Origin of the sequence: Ralstonia sp. R-29 (assembly GCF_049913345.1) — a bacterium.
GTDB lineage: Bacteria > Pseudomonadota > Gammaproteobacteria > Burkholderiales > Burkholderiaceae > Ralstonia.
In genome coordinates, this window is the sequence record NZ_CP184377.1 from 2,476,394 (window position 1) to 2,491,790 (window position 15,397).

Consider the following 15,397-nt stretch of genomic DNA (forward strand, 5'->3'; position numbering starts at 1 on the left):
GACACTCTTTTCAACATATTCGGAATTGTAGTATGGCTTATCAGATCAACGTGCTGCCCAGCGGCCGGCAGTTCCAGGCCGAAGACGGCGAGACCATCCTTGCAGCGGCGCTGCGCCAGGGCATCGGCCTGCCGTACGGCTGCAAGAACGGCGCATGCGGCTCGTGCAAGGGCCACGTGCGCGAAGGCTCTATCGTGCAGGGCAACCACTCGCCCAACGCACTGTCCGCCCAGGAAGCGACCGAAGGCCGCGCACTGTTCTGCTGCGCCACGCCCGCCACCGACATCACCATTGAAGTGCGCGAAGTGCAAGGCGCCGGCGATGTGCCCATCAAGAAGATCCCGTGCCGCGTTGCGTCGCTGGAAAAGGCCGCGCCGGACGTCGCCATCGTCAAGCTGCAACTGCCTGCCACCGAGCGTATGCAATTCCTGGCCGGCCAGTACGTCGAATTCATCCTGCGCGACGGCAAGCGCCGCAGCTACTCGATCGCCAACCCGCCGCACGAAGAAGGCCCGATCGAGCTACACATCCGTCACATGCCGGGTGGCGCGTTCACCGATTACGTGTTCGGGGCCAAGGAAGGCGCGCCGGCCATGAAGGAACGCGACATCCTGCGCTTCGAAGGGCCGCTGGGCAGCTTCTTCCTGCGTGAAGAATCGGACAAGCCGATCATCCTGCTGGCCTCGGGCACGGGTTTCGCGCCCATCAAGGCCATCGTCGAGCATGCCCAGTTCATCGGCAGCACGCGCCCGATGACGCTGTACTGGGGCGGCCGCCGCCCGCAAGACCTGTACATGCACGCCAAGGCGGAAGAATGGGCGCGCACGATCCCCGGCTTCACGTACGTGCCGGTGGTCTCCGACGCCCTGCCCGAAGACGCCTGGACCGGCCGCACCGGCTTCGTCCACCAGGCGGTGATGGCCGACCACCCCGATCTGTCGAACCACGAGGTGTATGCCTGCGGCGCGCCGGTGGTGATCAACTCGGCCCGCGCGGACTTTGCCGCGCAGTGCAAGATGCACCCGGACGCGTTCTTTGCCGATTCCTTCACCTCGGAGGCGGATCTGCACCCCGTCGGGGGCTGAGGCTGACGTTGCACAAATCCAAAGCGCGTCAAAATTTCGTTTTGACTTGACTTGGCATCCGTCTTATTCTTGCGCCTTATGAACCAAGCCCTGCACCTCCGACGCCGCCGTACGTTGCTCCCTCCGGGAAGCCGCGCGGCTGTCTGCTGATTGCATATCGGGTTCACAGGATTCGACGATCACAAGGCCACGGGGCAACCCCCGTGGCCTTTGTCTTTTTCCAACTCGCGTTTTTCCGCTTTTTCATCTTCCTGCCGCCTTTTTCTGGAGCTTTGCCATGGCGTTTGCTGACTACCCCGTCCAGTCCCTGATGTACATCACCAACCGGCCCGAAATCGTCTTCACCGAAGGCAAGGGCTCGTGGCTGACGGACCACAACGGCAAGCGATATCTGGACTTCGTGCAAGGCTGGGCCGTCAACTGCCTGGGCCATTCGAACGACGGCATGATCGAAGCGCTCAACGCGCAGGCCAAAAAGCTCATCAACCCGAGCCCGGCCTTTTACAACGAGCCGATGGCCAAGCTGGCCGGCCTGCTGACCGCGCACAGCTGCTTCGACAAGGTGTTCTTCGCCAACAGCGGTGCAGAAGCCAATGAAGGCGCCATCAAGCTCGCGCGCAAGTGGGGCAAGAAGCATAAGAACGGCGCGTTCCAGATCATCACGTTCGACCACAGCTTCCACGGCCGCACGCTCGCGACCATGAGCGCGTCGGGCAAGGCCGGCTGGGACACCATCTTCGCGCCGCAGGTGCCGGGCTTCCCGAAGGCGATCCTGAATGACATCGCTTCGGTGGAAGCGCTGATCACCGATGACACCGTCGGCGTGATGCTCGAGCCGGTGCAAGGCGAAGGCGGCGTGCTGCCGGCCACGCCGGAGTTCATGCAGCAACTGCGCGCACTCACCAAGAAGCATAAGATCCTGCTGATTGTTGACGAAGTGCAGGCGGGCTGCGGCCGTTGCGGCACCCTCTTCGCCTACCAGCTCTCGAACATCGAGCCGGACATCATGACGCTGGGCAAGGGCATCGGTGGTGGCGTGCCGCTGTCGGCGCTGCTGTGCACGGATGAAGTCGCCAGCTTCGAAGCCGGCGACCAGGGCGGCACCTACAACGGCAACCCCCTGATGACGGCCGTCGGCTGCTCGGTGATCGAGCAACTGCTGGCCCCCGGCTTCCTGGCCGGCGTGGAAGAACGCGGCGCCTATCTGCGCAAGCAACTGCTGCAACTGTCGGAAGAATTCGGCTTGGCGGGCGAGCGCGGTAACGGTCTGCTGCGCGCCCTGCTGCTCGGCAAGGACATCGGCGGCCAACTGGTGGAAGCCGCACGCGAGATGAACCCGACGGGCCTGCTGCTCAACGCGCCGCGCCCGAACATCCTGCGCTTCATGCCCGCGCTGAACGTGACGACCGAAGAAATCGACACGATGATCGGCATGCTGCGCACGCTGCTCAAGGCGCACGCCTAAGCTTCATCGCATCACACCAGGGCGGCGCGCAATGCGTCGCCCTTCACCGCTCCACCGCTGTTTCCACCTCGAGGTTTGCCATGGCCGTGACGCTTGCAGTTCCGGCCACGGGGATCGTTTTGTCGGATGATTCCGCGTGGCTCCCGCTGGACCAAATCTACTGCTTTCTCTCGCAGGAAACATTTTGGGCTCGCGGTCTGCCGCGCGAAGTGTTCGACCGATCGATCGCCAACTCGCTGTGCTTCGCCGCCTATCGCCTAGACGATGGCTCGCATGGGGATCTCGTGGGCTTCGCACGCGTCGTCACCGATCGCGCAACGTTTGGCTATCTCTGCGATGTGTTTGTGCTGCCGGAATGGCGCGGCAAGGGTGTCTCGCACGCGCTGATGGAGTTTCTGCGTGAGCATCCGGAACTGCAGACCCTGCGCCGCACGGTGCTGGTCACCACGGGTGCTAACTGGCTCTATCGCAAGCATGGCTTTACCGATGTACCCGATGGCGTCGGCTTCATGCAACTGCATCGACCGAACATCTACACAGCGGCAACTGCCTGAGACGTTGGTCATGCGCAAAGAAAAAGCCCCGCAACTGCGGGGCTTTCTCATGACGCTTGATGGAGCTTATTCGCCCACTCATTCACCCAAGTAAGCGGCACGCACCTTCGGATCGTCCAGCATCTGCTTGGCTTCGCCGCTCATGGTGATGAGACCGGAGTCCATCACGTAGCCGCGGTGTGCTGCCTGCAGTGCCAAGCGCGCGTTCTGCTCGACGAGCAGCACGGTCACGCCTTGCGCCGAGATGTCGCGCACGACCTCGAAGATCTTCTCCACCATGATCGGCGAGAGACCCATCGACGGTTCGTCCAGCAGCAGCAGCTTCGGTTGGCTCATCAGCGCGCGCGCCATGGCCAGCATCTGCTGCTCACCGCCCGACATCGTGCCGGCCAGCTGGTTGGCACGCTCTTTGAGGCGCGGGAAGATGCCGAACATGCGTTCGATATCGACCTTGATCTGCGCATCATCGTTGCGCGTGAAGGCGCCCATCTGCAGGTTTTCGGTGATGGTCATGCGCGCGAACACGCCGCGGCCTTCCGGCACCATCGCCAAGCCCTGCTTGAGCAGGTTGTAGCTCGGCACGCCCTTGATGGACTTGCCCAGATACTGCACGTCGCCGCCCGCCCAGCCTTGCAGGCCGGTGATGGCCTTCATGGTGGTCGTCTTGCCGGCACCGTTGGCACCGATCAGCGTAACGAGCTCGCCTTCGCGGATCTCCAGATCCACGCCCTTGACTGCCTGGATGCCGCCGTAAGCGACCTTCAGACTGTCGATCTTCAACATCACTGGTTTCATTGTTCCGTTCCTCTGCATCAGTGCGCCGATGCGCCGAGGTAGGCCTCGATCACGGCCGGGTTGCTCTGCACTTCCTGCGGCAGACCTTGTGCGATCACCTTGCCGTAGTCGAGCACGGTCAAGCGGTTGCACAGGCCCATCACCAGCTTCACGTCGTGTTCGATCAGCAGGATGGTCTTGCCGTCGGAACGGATCTTGTCCAGCAGGCCACGGAGTTCCACTTTTTCCGTGGCGTTCATGCCGGCAGCCGGTTCGTCCAGGGCCAGCAGCTTGGGCTGCGTGGCCAGGGCGCGGGCGATTTCCAGACGACGCTGGTGACCGTACGACAGGTTGCGCGCCGTGTAGTTGGCGTACTTGCCGATGCCGACGTACTCCAGCAGGTCGTGCGCCCAGTCTTCGATGGACGCCTCTTCCTCACGCGCAGCCTTGGTGCGGAACACCGCGCCGAGCAGGCCGGCCTTGGTACGCACGTGGCGGCCGACCATGACGTTTTCCGCCGCGGTCATGTCGCCGAACAGACGGATGTTCTGGAACGTGCGTGCGATACCGGCCTTGGCCACTTCGTGCACGGCGGTCGGCTGGTAGGGGATGCCACCCAGCACGAAGTCACCGGCGTCCGGCGTGTACAGGCCCGTGATGACGTTGAAGAACGTGGTCTTGCCGGCGCCGTTCGGGCCGATCAAGCCGTAGATCTCGCCTTCGCGGATCTCCAGGTTCACGTCGGACAATGCCTGCAGGCCGCCGAAACGCTTGCTCACTCCTCGGATCGAGAGGAGGACGTTGTTGTTGCTCATGTTGCGTGCCTCCAATCAGATGCGGGACAACCCACCGACCCGCGCCTTCTGCGGACGGTCTTCCTTGCGCGGCGAGGGCCACAGGCCCGCGGGGCGATACAGCATCACCACCACCATCGCCAGGCCGAAGAGCAACTGACGCAGCACTTCCGCTTCCACGATCACATGGCCGAACAGCTTGTTCTGGATCGGCTCGGCCAGGGCACGCAGCAGCTCCTGGAAGCCCACCAGCAGAATGCCGCCCAGGATCACGCCCGGGATATGGCCCATGCCGCCCAGCACCACGATCGCCAGGATGTAGATCGACTCCCACAGCACGAACGATTCCGGCGACACGAAGCCCTGGAACGACGCGAACATCGCCCCCGACACGCCACCGAACGATGCGCCCATGGCAAAGGCCAGCAGCTTCACGTTGCGGGTGTTGATGCCCATCGCCTTGGCAGCGATTTCATCTTCACGGATGGCAACCCATGCACGACCGATACGCGAGTTCTGCAGGCGCAGACACACGATGATGATGATCGCGGCCAGCAGCACGAACAGGTAGTAGTACATGTAGACCGAGTCGAAGCGGATGCCGAAAAAGTCGTGGCGCTTCGAGAAGTCAAACCCGAGGATCTTGACCGGCTCGATCAGGTTGATGCCCTTCGGACCGTTGGTGATGTTCACCGGGCGGTCGAGGTTGTTCATGAAGATGCGGATGATTTCACCAAAGCCCAGCGTCACGATGGCGAGGTAGTCGCCACGCAGCTTCAGCGTCGGCGCACCCAGCAGGATGCCGAACAACGCCGCCAGACCCGCGCCCAGCGGAATCACCCACCAGACGATGAGGTGCAGCCCGTTGGGGAACAGTTGATGAATCCACTCGAACTGGTTGGTCAGATGCGGCGAACCCAGCAGCCCCATCATGTACGCCCCCACCGCATAGAACGCGATGTAGCCCAGATCGAGCAGGCCGGCAAAGCCCACCACGATGTTCAGGCCCAGGGCCAGCATGATGTAGAGCAGCGCGAAGTCGAGCACGCGCACCCAGTAGTTACCACCTGCGGCACCGACGATGAACGGTGCGAACAGGGCCAGAATCAGGAAGCCGTAGAGCGCAGCGCGCGTCTTCTTCGGAGCCTTGAATTCGGTTGCAGTTTCTGTCATGGCGCTCCCCTTTCTTATGCGCGGTCCGCAACGCGTTCACCCATGATGCCGGACGGACGGAACAGCAGCACGCCAATCAGCACGATGAATGCGAACACATCTTGGTAGTTCGAACCGAACACACCGCCAGTCAAGTCACCGATATAACCGGCACCCAGTGCTTCGATCAGGCCCAGCAGCATGCCGCCAACCATGGCGCCCGCCAGGTTGCCGATGCCGCCCAGCACTGCAGCGGTAAACGCCTTCAGGCCAGGGATGAAGCCCATGTAGAAGTGGGCATTGCCGTAGTTGGTCGCCATCATCACGCCCGCGACCGCTGCCATGGCAGCACCGATCATGAACGTGGCGGAGATCACGAAGTTGGGGTTCACGCCCATCAGGCCTGCCACACGCTGGTTCTCGGCGGTGGCGCGCATGGCGCGGCCGAGCTTGGTGCGGTTGACCAGCAGGATCAGCCCAACCATCACCAGGATCGACACCAGGATGATGACGATTTCCTTGCCCGTGATGGTCGCGCCCGTGGAGCCGATATCAATCGGGCTCGAAGGCAGCAACTGCGGGAAGGTCAGCGGGTTGCGCGACCAGATCATCATGGCCAGGGTCTGCAGCACGATCGACACGCCAATGGCGGTGATCAGCGGCGCCAGACGCGGCGCATTGCGCAGCGGCCGGTAAGCGACCCGTTCAATGGTGTAAGCCACGATGGCGCAAACCGGCATGGCAAACAGCAGTGCGAAGACGAGCGTGAGCCAGTCAGGCAGATTGGGAAAGTATTTTTGTAGGAAGTTGATGGCGGTCAACGCGGACATTGCACCGACCATCAGGACATCGCCGTGGGCGAAGTTGATGATGCCGAGAATACCGTAGACCATGGTGTAGCCAAGTGCGATCAGCGCGTAAATGCTGCCGAGCACCAGACCGTTCACGATCTGCTGGATAAAGATATCCATGAGAACAGCTCCTGCTATGCCTTGCTTTGTTGTAGACGACGCTGTGGCGTGCCCGCAAGGTATGCGATCAATCGGATGGGTAAGGTGAGGTTGCTGGTAAGCGGCCTGCCGAACGCGCCCATGGTGAGGGCCTTGTGTAACTGGCGAGGCTATAAAAAACGGCACCGCTAGGGTAGGCGCGGTGCCGTTTTTAGGGCGGTAACCCTTCGATTACATCTTCACAACGTCAAGAACGCTCTTCTTCTTGTCCTTGTAGTTGTACAGGGTGATCGAACCTTCCTTCAGGTCACCCTTGGCATCGAACGCGATGTTGCCGATCACGCCGTTGTAGTTGGTTGCCGGCATGGCAGCCAGGATCTTGGCAGCATCGGTCGAGTTGGCACGCTTCATCGCATCGATGATCACGTTGACGGCGTCATACGTGAACGGTGCGTAGATCTGCACCGGCGTGTTGAAGCGCGCTTGGTACTTCTTCTCGAAGTCTGCGCCCTTCTCCATCTTCGACAGTGCCAGGCCTGCTTCCGAGCAGACGATGTTGTCGATGGCGTCGCCAGCCAGTTCAGCAACCTTGTCGGTACACACGCCGTCGCCGCCAACGATCTTGGCCGTGATGCCCAGTTCCTTGGCCTGCTTGGCGAACGGACCGCCGGTGGCATCCATGCCGCCGTACATGATCACGTCCGGCTTCTTGCCCTTGATCTTGGTCAGAATGGCCTTGAAGTCGGTCGCCTTGTCGTTGGTGGCTTCACGTGCCACGACGTTCACGCCGCCGGCCTTCGCGGTCTTCTCGAACTCGTCGGCCAGGCCCTTACCGTAGGCGGTGGCATCGTCAACGATGGCCACGGTCTTGGCGCCCAGGGTCTTGGCAGCGTAGTTCGCCAGTGCCGGACCTTGCTGCGCGTCGGTCGCAACCACGCGGTAGGTCGTCTTGAAGCCTTGCTTGGTGTAGTCGGGGTTGGTCGACGACGGCGAGATCTGCACGATGCCTGCATCGCTGTAGATCTTCGAGGCCGGGATCGAAACGCCCGAGTTCAGGTGGCCAACAACGGCGACAACCTTCTCGTCGACCAGCTTCTGCGCCACGGCAGTGCCAGTCTTCGGGTCGCCCGCATCGTCTTCACCGACCAGTTCCAGCTTGATCTTCTTGCCGTCGATGGTCAGGCCTTCCTTGTTGGCCTCTTCAACGGCCAGACGTGCGCCGTTTTCGTTGTCTTTGCCAAGGTGGGCAATCCCGCCCGTGAGCGGTGCAGCATGACCGATCTTGACGACGGTCTCGCCACCACCGGCAGCGGCGGCCGGAGCCGACGTTGCTGCAGGTGCAGCAGCTTGGTCTGCGGGCTTTTCCTCGTTCTTACCGCAAGCTGCTACGAGTGCCACGGCAGCCGCAAGCGGCAGAACTTTGGCAAACTTAATTTGCATGAGTGATCTCCTAGATCTCGCAAGAGCAAGAAGAGCGTCCTGCCTCCCGGCCGCTCCCCCTGCGCCGAATTGTTTCAATTTGAAACGCGCGAATTGTATCCCCTTTTTTTGCGGATGCAATACGCGTCGCAACAACGATTTTTACCGTAATTACGCCGTTTTACGGGCTTTCCCCAATGCCCAAACAGGCGTCATTTCGCGCAGGCATTCGCGATAGGCGAAAGGTCATAACAAGAAGCGTGCCAGACTAGGGAAAACCCCGGAGCCATGCGGCTTGGCGGGAGATATGCACGGTAAATCAAGGCTTCGCGGGCGTTGAAGCCGTTTTTGCAATGCACAAAATGAAACGGCCACTCTGGTTTGAGTGGCCGTTGGCTATCGAAAAGCGCTTTATGCACCGCATTAGGGCGCACTGTCTTTGTGCACTTCTTTCCCACTGTTAAGTGGGCATTTACATAAAGGCGTTCAATTGGTTTGAAGTCCCCTCGGTAGAGGGAAGGACATGTTTTCCTGAATGCCGTCCAGCGGGCGCACCGTACGCGCGCCCAATGCCTTGAGCCGGTCGACAATCGACTGAGCCAGCTCTTCCGGCGCCGAGGCGCCCGCCGTCAGGCCGACACGCCGTTTGCCGGCCAACCATTCGGGTTTCACCTGTTCCGGCGTATCTACCATATAGGCAGGCACCCCCAGCTTCTCGGCCAGTTCGCGCAGCCGGTTGGAGTTGGAACTATTCGGGCTGCCGACCACGATCACCACTTCCACTTGCGGCGCCATGAACTTCACCGCGTCCTGGCGATTCTGCGTGGCATAGCAGATGTCCTGCTTCTTCGGCTCGTGCACCGCCGGGAAGCGCGCCTTGATGGCCGCCACGATCTCTTGCGTCTCATCCACCGACAGCGTGGTCTGCGTGACATACGCCAGGCGGGTCGGGTCCTTCACCACGAGATGCGTGACATCGTCAACGGACTCCACCAGCAGCATGCCGTCGTTGGCCTGGCCCATCGTGCCTTCCACCTCGGGATGCCCCTTGTGGCCGATCATGATGATCTCGAAGCCCTGCGCACGCATTTTCGACACTTCAACGTGCACCTTCGTCACCAGCGGGCACGTCGCATCGAACACGCGCAATCCGCGCGCCTCAGCCGCCTCGCGCACCGCACGCGACACGCCGTGCGCACTGAAGATGACCGTGCCGCCCACCGGCACATCATCCAACTCCTGCACGAACACCGCGCCTTTGTTACGCAGATCGCTCACCACGTAGGCGTTGTGCACGATCTCGTGGCGTACATAGATCGGCGCGCCAAACAGCTCGAGCGCGCGCTCGACAATCTCGATGGCGCGATCCACGCCGGCGCAAAAGCCTCGCGGCTGCGCCAGCAGGACTTCGGCGTCGGCTTGGGTAACAGGATCGATGGGGGCGGTCACAGCGTTGCTCATTACAGAATGCCGATCAGCTGGACTTCAAACACGATGGTCTGGCCGGCCAGCGGGTGGTTGAAATCGAACAGCGCGGAGGTCTCACCGACTTCCTTGAGTACGCCGGCGTACTTGCCGCCGCTAGGCGCGTTGAATTCGACCAGATCGCCCGGCTGGTAATCCTCTTCAAACGAAGAGTTCTCGCGCAGCGTGGCCAGCGACACGCGCTGCAGCAGCTCCGGATTGCGCGGTCCGAACGCATGCTCGGGCGCCAGGCGGAACGTCGTGCGCTCGCCCTCACGCATACCGAGCAGCGCCTGCTCCAGCGTGGGCGCCATCTGGCCCTGGCCCAGCAGCAGCGTGGCCGGCTTTTCGCCGAAGGTCGTCACGATATCCGTGTCGTTTTCCAGCGCGATGCGGTAGTGCAGCGTCAGAAAAGAATCCGGGCCAACCACCTTGCCTGCATCGCCTGACGTCGCCGTGGACGCCTCGTTCACCAAATTTTGCACGCTCAACCTGCTTGACCAAAAAGTAACCCGTTATTGTACGTCAGCCCTTCCGGCGGCCGCAGGCGCGGCGCCTGCCGCACATCTATATCTATAGGGCTTTTCCATCCTCGTTCCCCCTTATGGCAATCGTCGACTGGCCCGCCCACGAGCGGCCCCGTGAAAAACTGCTCGCCCACGGCCCTGGCGCGCTCTCCGATGCGGAGCTGCTGGCCATCTTCCTGCGGGTCGGCATGCCCGGCAAAAGCGCGGTCGACCTCGCGCGCGAGCTGTTGACGCACTTTGGCTCGCTGGGGCGGCTGTGCCACGCGTCCCAGCAGGAGTTTTCGTCGATCAACGGCATGGGGCCCGCCAAATACGCGCAATTGCACGCACTGCTGGAGGTCGCTCGCCGCGCCCTCAAAGAAGACATCACCCACGGCCAGACCTTCGAATCCCCACAAAGCGTGAAGGATTTCCTGCGCCTGACCCTCGGCCACCGCCCGCACGAGGTGTTCGCCTGTCTCTTTCTAGATGTACGGCATCGCCTGATCGCGTGGGAGGAACTGTTCCGCGGCACGCTGACGGAAGCCCGCGTCTACCCACGTGAGATCGCCAAACGCGCCTTGCATCACAATGCTGCCGCCGTCATCCTCGCGCACAACCACCCCACGGGCCACGCCGAGCCCAGCGAATCCGACATCACCCTGACCCGTGAGCTATGCCGCGCGCTGGCCCTGCTGGACGTGATGGTGCTGGATCACATGATCGTCGGGCGTACCACGGTGTATGGCTTTCTGGAACACGGCAAGATGTAGCGCCGACGCCGCATCGCGTGGCGCCCAACGGCAATCGATCGATCTCGTTGATTTGCCAGCAGTTTTGTGTGTATAATCCGCGTTTCGCTGAAGTCCCACCTCTACAGTGGCGCTGCGCTTGGTTTTGGTCCCAGCGCCCGGTCGCAAACTGTAGCCAACGAATTTAGTTAGGAGTGCTCCATGGCACGCGTCTGTCAAGTGACCGGGAAAGCGCCGATGGTCGGCAATAACGTTTCCCACGCAAACAACAAGACCAAGCGCCGTTTTCTGCCGAACCTGCAGAACCGTCGCTTCTGGGTTGAATCCGAAAACCGCTGGGTGAGCCTGCGCGTCTCGAACGCCGGTCTGCGCCTGATCGATAAAAAAGGCATCGACGAAGTGCTCGTGGACCTGCGCGCACGCGGCGAAGTCTAATTAGGAGTTAAATCATGGCCAGCAAAGGCGGACGCGACAAGATCAAGCTGGAATCGACCGCAGGTACGGGTCATTTCTACACGACCACCAAGAACAAGCGCACCAAGCCGGAAAAGATGGAGATCATGAAGTTCGATCCCGTCGCCCGCAAGCACGTCGCTTACAAGGAAACCAAGATCAAGTAATCCTCGCGATTACGCGTCTTGTTTCCGTCGGCATGACCGACAACAGAAACCCGCTTCCAGGCGGGTTTTTTGTTGCCTGTCATTCGGCGAGGGCTGCGGTGTACACTGCTTCTCTTTCCGATGTTTCCGATTGACACGCGACTGTGCTAGCCAGCAGCCGCGTCTGCTCAGACTCTCGCGTCTTCCATGAATTTCGATGTTGCCGTCGTCGGCAGCGGTCTGGCGGGCCTGACCGTCGCCCTGCACCTCGCCGATCACCGCAGTGTGGTCGTCATCAGCAAACGCAGCTTGCCGGAAGGCGCCAGCGATTGGGCGCAGGGCGGCATTGCCGCCGTGCTCGATTCCGGCGACAGCCATGATGAGCACGTCGACGACACGCTCATCGCCGGCGCGGGCCTGTGCGATGAAGCGGCCACGCGTTACATCGTCGAGAACGGACGCGAGGCGATCGAATGGCTGATTGGCCACGGCGTGCCCTTTACGCGCGATGAACAGGCGGAACTCGGTTTCCACCTGACGCGCGAAGGCGGCCACCGCCATCGCCGCATCATCCACGCAGCGGATGCCACCGGCCATGCCGTGGTGACGACGCTGGTGGAAAAGGTGCGCAATCACCCGAACATCACGCTGCTGGAAGACCATTTCGCAATCGACCTGATTACCGATGCGAAGCTGGGTCTGCCCGGCATGCGCTGCCACGGTTTGTATGTGCTCGACGTTGCGTCGGGCCACGTCAAGACACTCACTGCCAGCCAGACCGTGATGGCCACGGGCGGCGCGGGCAAGGTCTACCTCTATACGACGAATCCGGACACAGCCAGCGGCGATGGTATTGCCATGGCGTGGCGTGCGGGCTGCCGCGTGGCGAACATGGAGTTCATCCAGTTCCACCCGACCTGCCTGTATCACCCGTTCGCCAAATCGTTCCTGATTACCGAAGCCGTACGCGGCGAAGGCGGCAAGCTGATCCTGCCCGATGGCACGCGCTTCATGCCCGCGCATGATGAACGCGCCGAGTTGGCCCCGCGCGACATCGTCGCCCGCGCCATCGACTTCGAGATGAAGAAGCGCGGCCTGGATTGTGTGTACCTAGATATCAGCCACCAGAGCCCGGAATTCCTGAAGGAGCACTTCCCGACGATTCTGGCGCGCTGCATGGAACTGGGCATCGACATCACCCGCGAGCCGATTCCGGTGGTGCCGGCGGCGCACTACACGTGCGGCGGCGTGGTGACGGACCACCTCGGTCGCACGGACATTGCCGGCCTGTACGCCGTGGGCGAGACGGCCTACACGGGCCTGCACGGCGCCAACCGCCTAGCGAGCAACTCGCTGCTGGAATGCATGGTGATCGGGCGCGGCGCCGCGGAAGATATCCTCGCGCAGCCGCAATCGCAGCCGACTTCAGTTCAGATTCCCGCTTGGGATGAGAGCCGCGTGACCGATGCGGATGAGGAAGTCGTCGTCTCGCACAACTGGGACGAACTGCGCCGCATGATGTGGAACTACGTCGGCATCGTGCGCACGAACAAGCGGCTGGAGCGCGCGCAGCACCGTATCGCCCTGCTGCGCGAGGAGATTACCGAGTACTACGCCAACTTCCGCGTGACGCACGACTTGCTGGAGCTGCGCAACCTGGTCGAGGCGGCCTCGCTCATTGTCGACAGCGCGCTGTCACGGCATGAAAGCCGTGGGCTGCATTTCTCGCGCGACTATCCCGAGACGCTGCCCAAGGCACTGCCGACGGTCATGCAGCCGACCCATCGGCAGATTGCGCGCAAACGCTAGGCTTTATTCAATGATCCGCAGCGAATAGTCGGTTGCGCGCACGTCCTTCGTGAGCGCGCCGACGGAGATGCGGTCCACACCCGTCTCGGCAAACGCGCGGATCGTGTCGATGTTCACGCCGCCGGACACCTCCAGCAAGGCACGGCCGGCGGTCACGCGCACGGCTTCGCGCATGGCGGGCGGCTCGAAGTTGTCGAGCAGCACGGACGTGGCGCCTGCTGCCAGCGCTTCATCCAACTGCGCCAGCGTTTCCACCTCAACCTGAATCGTCACGCCGGCATTCAGCGCTTGCGCCGCACGCAGCGCCGCGGTCACGCCACCCGCTGCAGCGATGTGGTTTTCCTTGATCAGGATGCCGTCGTATAGCGCCAGGCGCTGGTTCTCGCCGCCACCGATGCGCACGGCGTACTTCTGCGCGAGGCGCAGACCGGGCAGCGTCTTACGCGTGTCGAGCACGCGGGCGCGCGTACCGGCAATGACCTCGGCATAGCGCGACGTGGTCGTCGCTACGCCGGACAGCAGTTGCAGAAAATTCAGCGACGGGCGCTCCGCCGTCAGCAGCGACCGAGCCGGACCTTCGATCTCGCACACCACGGAGTCGGGCGCCATGCGATCGCCCTCTTGCTGGCGCCACGTCACGCGCAGCGCCGGGTCAACGGCGCGCATGCAAGCGTCAAACCACGGCGTGCCGCAGAGCACGGCGTTCTCGCGCACGATCACGCGCGCACGTGCATGGCAGTCGGCGGGGATCAGCAAGCCGGTACGGTCGCCCGTGCCGACATCCTCGGCAATCGCAGCGGCTACGTTCGCTGCCAGCGCCTCGCGCAGCGCGGGACCAAAGCTGTCAAAAATCGCCTGCGTGGCGCTCGGGTTGATGTGAGTCGCCGTCATGCCGGGCCGATTCCTTGAAAGAGTTGCGCATTGGCGGCCAAATCCCCTTGGGGGCGAACCGCGGCCTTCTCCTGCGCGGCAAAGTCGAGCATGCGGTCAATGCAGACCACGGCTTGTTTGCCAATGGCCGGGTCAACGTGAATTTCGTTGCGGCCGGTTTCCAGCACCTCGGCCAGATTGGTCAGCGCGTTCATCGCCATCCACGGGCAGTGCGCGCAGCTCTTGCAGGTGGCGCTGTTACCGGCCGTCGGGGCCTCGATGAAACGCTTACCTGGCGCGGCCATACGCATCTTGTGCAGGATGCCGTTGTCCGTCGCCACGATGAACTCGTTGGCCGACAGGGACTGCGCCGCCGCGATCAACTGCGACGTTGAGCCAACCACATCCGCCTGCGCCACCACCGATTCCGGCGATTCCGGATGCACGAGGATCTTCGCGTTCGGATGTTCCGCGCGCAGCAGGTCGAGCTCCACGCCCTTGAACTCGTCGTGCACCAGACACGAGCCCTGCCACATCAGCATGTCTGCGCCGGTCTGCTTCTGGATATAGCTGCCAAGGTGCCGATCCGGCGCCCACAGGATCTTCTTCCCCTGCGCATGCAGGTGCTGCACGATCTTCAAGCCGATGGACGACGTCACCATCCAATCCGCCCGCGCCTTCACAGCGGCGCTGGTATTGGCATAGACGACCACGGTGCGATCCGGGTGTGCATCGCAGAACGCCGCGAATTCGTCCGGCGGGCAGCCCAGGTCGAGCGAGCACGTTGCGTCCAGATCGGGCATCAGCACAGTCTTTTCGGGGCTCAGTATCTTGGCCGTCTCGCCCATGAAGCGCACGCCCGCCACCACCAGCGTCTTGGCCGAATGGTCGCGGCCGAAACGCGCCATCTCCAGCGAATCCGACACGCAGCCGCCGGTCTCTTCGGCCAGGTCTTGCAGGTCGGCATCAACGTAGTAATGCGCGACCAGCACGGCCTCGCGTTCCTTGAGCAGGCGCTTGATGCGCGCCTTCAGCTCATCGCGTTCCTCGCGCGACAGCACGGGCGGCACCTTTGCCCAGGCGTGGGCAACGCAACTTGCGCCGGACTGCGCCTCAGCAAGCATATCCGGGCGCTCAAATTCAACCGTCTTGATGTGGGTTTCCATGGTGGTCTCCCCGTCCCTTCATGCCATTAGAGCGTCAG

General features: G+C 62.3%; 16 protein-coding genes. 7 read left to right on the plus strand and 9 right to left on the minus strand.

Going from position 1 to position 15,397, the window contains the following annotated elements; all coding sequences use genetic code 11:
• Nucleotides 1-32 precede the first annotated feature (32 nt).
• The 3 genes from ACN9M1_RS11675 (at nucleotide 33) to ACN9M1_RS11685 (ending at nucleotide 3,104) form a co-directional block, all read left to right on the plus strand.
• Entirely contained in the window at nucleotides 33-1,085 is a 1,053-nt protein-coding gene (locus ACN9M1_RS11675) for a CDP-6-deoxy-delta-3,4-glucoseen reductase (RefSeq protein ID WP_426394529.1), read from the plus strand.
• 277 nt (nucleotides 1,086-1,362) lie between these two features.
• A complete protein-coding gene (locus tag ACN9M1_RS11680) occupies nucleotides 1,363-2,550 on the plus strand; it encodes an acetylornithine transaminase (RefSeq protein WP_426394531.1) in 1,188 nt (395 codons plus the stop codon).
• A gap of 80 nt (nucleotides 2,551-2,630) precedes the next feature.
• The gene (locus tag ACN9M1_RS11685; RefSeq protein ID WP_426394533.1) at nucleotides 2,631-3,104 is read left to right on the plus strand and encodes a GNAT family N-acetyltransferase; all 474 of its coding nucleotides are present in this window, start codon (nucleotides 2,631-2,633) and stop codon (nucleotides 3,102-3,104) included.
• Nucleotides 3,105-3,182: 78 nt separating this feature from the next.
• On the opposite strand, the gene ACN9M1_RS11690 is transcribed toward ACN9M1_RS11685, so the two are convergent.
• The 7 genes from ACN9M1_RS11690 to ACN9M1_RS11720 all read right to left on the minus strand — a co-directional run bounded on the left by ACN9M1_RS11690 (nucleotide 3,183) and on the right by ACN9M1_RS11720 (nucleotide 10,142).
• On the minus strand, nucleotides 3,183-3,899 hold the full coding sequence (locus ACN9M1_RS11690) for an ABC transporter ATP-binding protein (protein ID WP_426394534.1): 717 nt from the start codon (nucleotides 3,897-3,899) through the stop codon (nucleotides 3,183-3,185).
• Nucleotides 3,900-3,916: 17 nt separating this feature from the next.
• A complete protein-coding gene (locus tag ACN9M1_RS11695; RefSeq protein WP_426394536.1) occupies nucleotides 3,917-4,693 on the minus strand; it encodes an ABC transporter ATP-binding protein in 777 nt (258 codons plus the stop codon).
• Between the two features lie 15 nt (nucleotides 4,694-4,708).
• Nucleotides 4,709-5,845, minus strand: a complete 1,137-nt coding sequence (locus ACN9M1_RS11700; protein WP_426394538.1) for an ABC transporter permease subunit — start codon at nucleotides 5,843-5,845, stop codon at nucleotides 4,709-4,711.
• Between the two features lie 14 nt (nucleotides 5,846-5,859).
• Nucleotides 5,860-6,795: a branched-chain amino acid ABC transporter permease gene (locus ACN9M1_RS11705; protein WP_012436246.1), complete on the minus strand. Its 936-nt coding sequence runs from the start codon at nucleotides 6,793-6,795 to the stop codon at nucleotides 5,860-5,862.
• Between the two features lie 210 nt (nucleotides 6,796-7,005).
• Entirely contained in the window at nucleotides 7,006-8,214 is a 1,209-nt protein-coding gene (locus tag ACN9M1_RS11710) for a branched-chain amino acid ABC transporter substrate-binding protein (protein WP_426394540.1), read from the minus strand.
• A gap of 465 nt (nucleotides 8,215-8,679) precedes the next feature.
• Nucleotides 8,680-9,654: a 4-hydroxy-3-methylbut-2-enyl diphosphate reductase gene (ispH, locus tag ACN9M1_RS11715; protein WP_426394542.1), complete on the minus strand. Its 975-nt coding sequence runs from the start codon at nucleotides 9,652-9,654 to the stop codon at nucleotides 8,680-8,682.
• Nucleotides 9,654-10,142: an FKBP-type peptidyl-prolyl cis-trans isomerase gene (locus tag ACN9M1_RS11720; RefSeq protein WP_426394544.1), complete on the minus strand. Its 489-nt coding sequence runs from the start codon at nucleotides 10,140-10,142 to the stop codon at nucleotides 9,654-9,656. The genes ispH and ACN9M1_RS11720 overlap by 1 nt, the downstream gene beginning before the upstream one ends.
• Nucleotides 10,143-10,261: 119 nt before the next feature.
• On the opposite strand from ACN9M1_RS11720, the gene radC reads away from it, so the two are divergent.
• The 4 genes from radC to nadB all read left to right on the plus strand — a co-directional run bounded on the left by radC (nucleotide 10,262) and on the right by nadB (nucleotide 13,323).
• Nucleotides 10,262-10,936, plus strand: a complete 675-nt coding sequence (radC, locus tag ACN9M1_RS11725) for a RadC family protein (protein ID WP_426394545.1) — start codon at nucleotides 10,262-10,264, stop codon at nucleotides 10,934-10,936.
• Between the two features lie 180 nt (nucleotides 10,937-11,116).
• Nucleotides 11,117-11,350, plus strand: coding sequence for a 50S ribosomal protein L28 (gene rpmB / locus ACN9M1_RS11730; RefSeq protein WP_004631999.1), 234 nt, complete (start codon nucleotides 11,117-11,119; stop codon nucleotides 11,348-11,350).
• A gap of 14 nt (nucleotides 11,351-11,364) precedes the next feature.
• Entirely contained in the window at nucleotides 11,365-11,535 is a 171-nt protein-coding gene (gene rpmG, locus ACN9M1_RS11735; protein ID WP_003262397.1) for a 50S ribosomal protein L33, read from the plus strand.
• 186 nt (nucleotides 11,536-11,721) lie between these two features.
• On the plus strand, nucleotides 11,722-13,323 hold the full coding sequence (nadB, locus tag ACN9M1_RS11740) for an L-aspartate oxidase (RefSeq protein ID WP_426394546.1): 1,602 nt from the start codon (nucleotides 11,722-11,724) through the stop codon (nucleotides 13,321-13,323).
• Nucleotides 13,324-13,326: 3 nt separating this feature from the next.
• Here nadB and nadC read toward each other — a convergent pair whose 3' ends face one another.
• Together nadC and nadA are read right to left on the minus strand one after the other, a co-directional pair.
• A complete protein-coding gene (gene nadC / locus ACN9M1_RS11745) occupies nucleotides 13,327-14,214 on the minus strand; it encodes a carboxylating nicotinate-nucleotide diphosphorylase (protein ID WP_426394548.1) in 888 nt (295 codons plus the stop codon).
• Nucleotides 14,211-15,359 (minus strand): quinolinate synthase NadA, encoded by a 1,149-nt coding sequence (nadA, locus tag ACN9M1_RS11750; protein WP_426394550.1) that lies wholly within the window; start codon nucleotides 15,357-15,359, stop codon nucleotides 14,211-14,213. The genes nadC and nadA overlap by 4 nt, the downstream gene beginning before the upstream one ends.
• Nucleotides 15,360-15,397 lie beyond the last annotated feature (38 nt).

What these genes read in the sequence shown, in the direction of transcription:
- ACN9M1_RS11675 (WP_426394529.1), top strand. Translation starts at nt 33, where the DNA reads ATGGCTTATCAGATCAACGTGCTGCCCAGCGGCCGGCAGTTCCAGGCC.
- ACN9M1_RS11680 (WP_426394531.1), top strand. Translation starts at nt 1,363, where the DNA reads ATGGCGTTTGCTGACTACCCCGTCCAGTCCCTGATGTACATCACCAAC.
- ACN9M1_RS11685 (WP_426394533.1), top strand. Translation starts at nt 2,631, where the DNA reads ATGGCCGTGACGCTTGCAGTTCCGGCCACGGGGATCGTTTTGTCGGAT.
- ACN9M1_RS11690 (WP_426394534.1), bottom strand. Translation starts at nt 3,899, where the DNA reads ATGAAACCAGTGATGTTGAAGATCGACAGTCTGAAGGTCGCTTACGGC.
- ACN9M1_RS11695 (WP_426394536.1), bottom strand. Translation starts at nt 4,693, where the DNA reads ATGAGCAACAACAACGTCCTCCTCTCGATCCGAGGAGTGAGCAAGCGT.
- ACN9M1_RS11700 (WP_426394538.1), bottom strand. Translation starts at nt 5,845, where the DNA reads ATGACAGAAACTGCAACCGAATTCAAGGCTCCGAAGAAGACGCGCGCT.
- ACN9M1_RS11705 (WP_012436246.1), bottom strand. Translation starts at nt 6,795, where the DNA reads ATGGATATCTTTATCCAGCAGATCGTGAACGGTCTGGTGCTCGGCAGC.
- ACN9M1_RS11710 (WP_426394540.1), bottom strand. Translation starts at nt 8,214, where the DNA reads ATGCAAATTAAGTTTGCCAAAGTTCTGCCGCTTGCGGCTGCCGTGGCA.
- ispH (WP_426394542.1), bottom strand. Translation starts at nt 9,654, where the DNA reads ATGAGCAACGCTGTGACCGCCCCCATCGATCCTGTTACCCAAGCCGAC.
- radC (WP_426394545.1), top strand. Translation starts at nt 10,262, where the DNA reads ATGGCAATCGTCGACTGGCCCGCCCACGAGCGGCCCCGTGAAAAACTG.
- rpmB (WP_004631999.1), top strand. Translation starts at nt 11,117, where the DNA reads ATGGCACGCGTCTGTCAAGTGACCGGGAAAGCGCCGATGGTCGGCAAT.
- rpmG (WP_003262397.1), top strand. Translation starts at nt 11,365, where the DNA reads ATGGCCAGCAAAGGCGGACGCGACAAGATCAAGCTGGAATCGACCGCA.
- nadB (WP_426394546.1), top strand. Translation starts at nt 11,722, where the DNA reads ATGAATTTCGATGTTGCCGTCGTCGGCAGCGGTCTGGCGGGCCTGACC.
- nadC (WP_426394548.1), bottom strand. Translation starts at nt 14,214, where the DNA reads ATGACGGCGACTCACATCAACCCGAGCGCCACGCAGGCGATTTTTGAC.
- nadA (WP_426394550.1), bottom strand. Translation starts at nt 15,359, where the DNA reads ATGGAAACCCACATCAAGACGGTTGAATTTGAGCGCCCGGATATGCTT.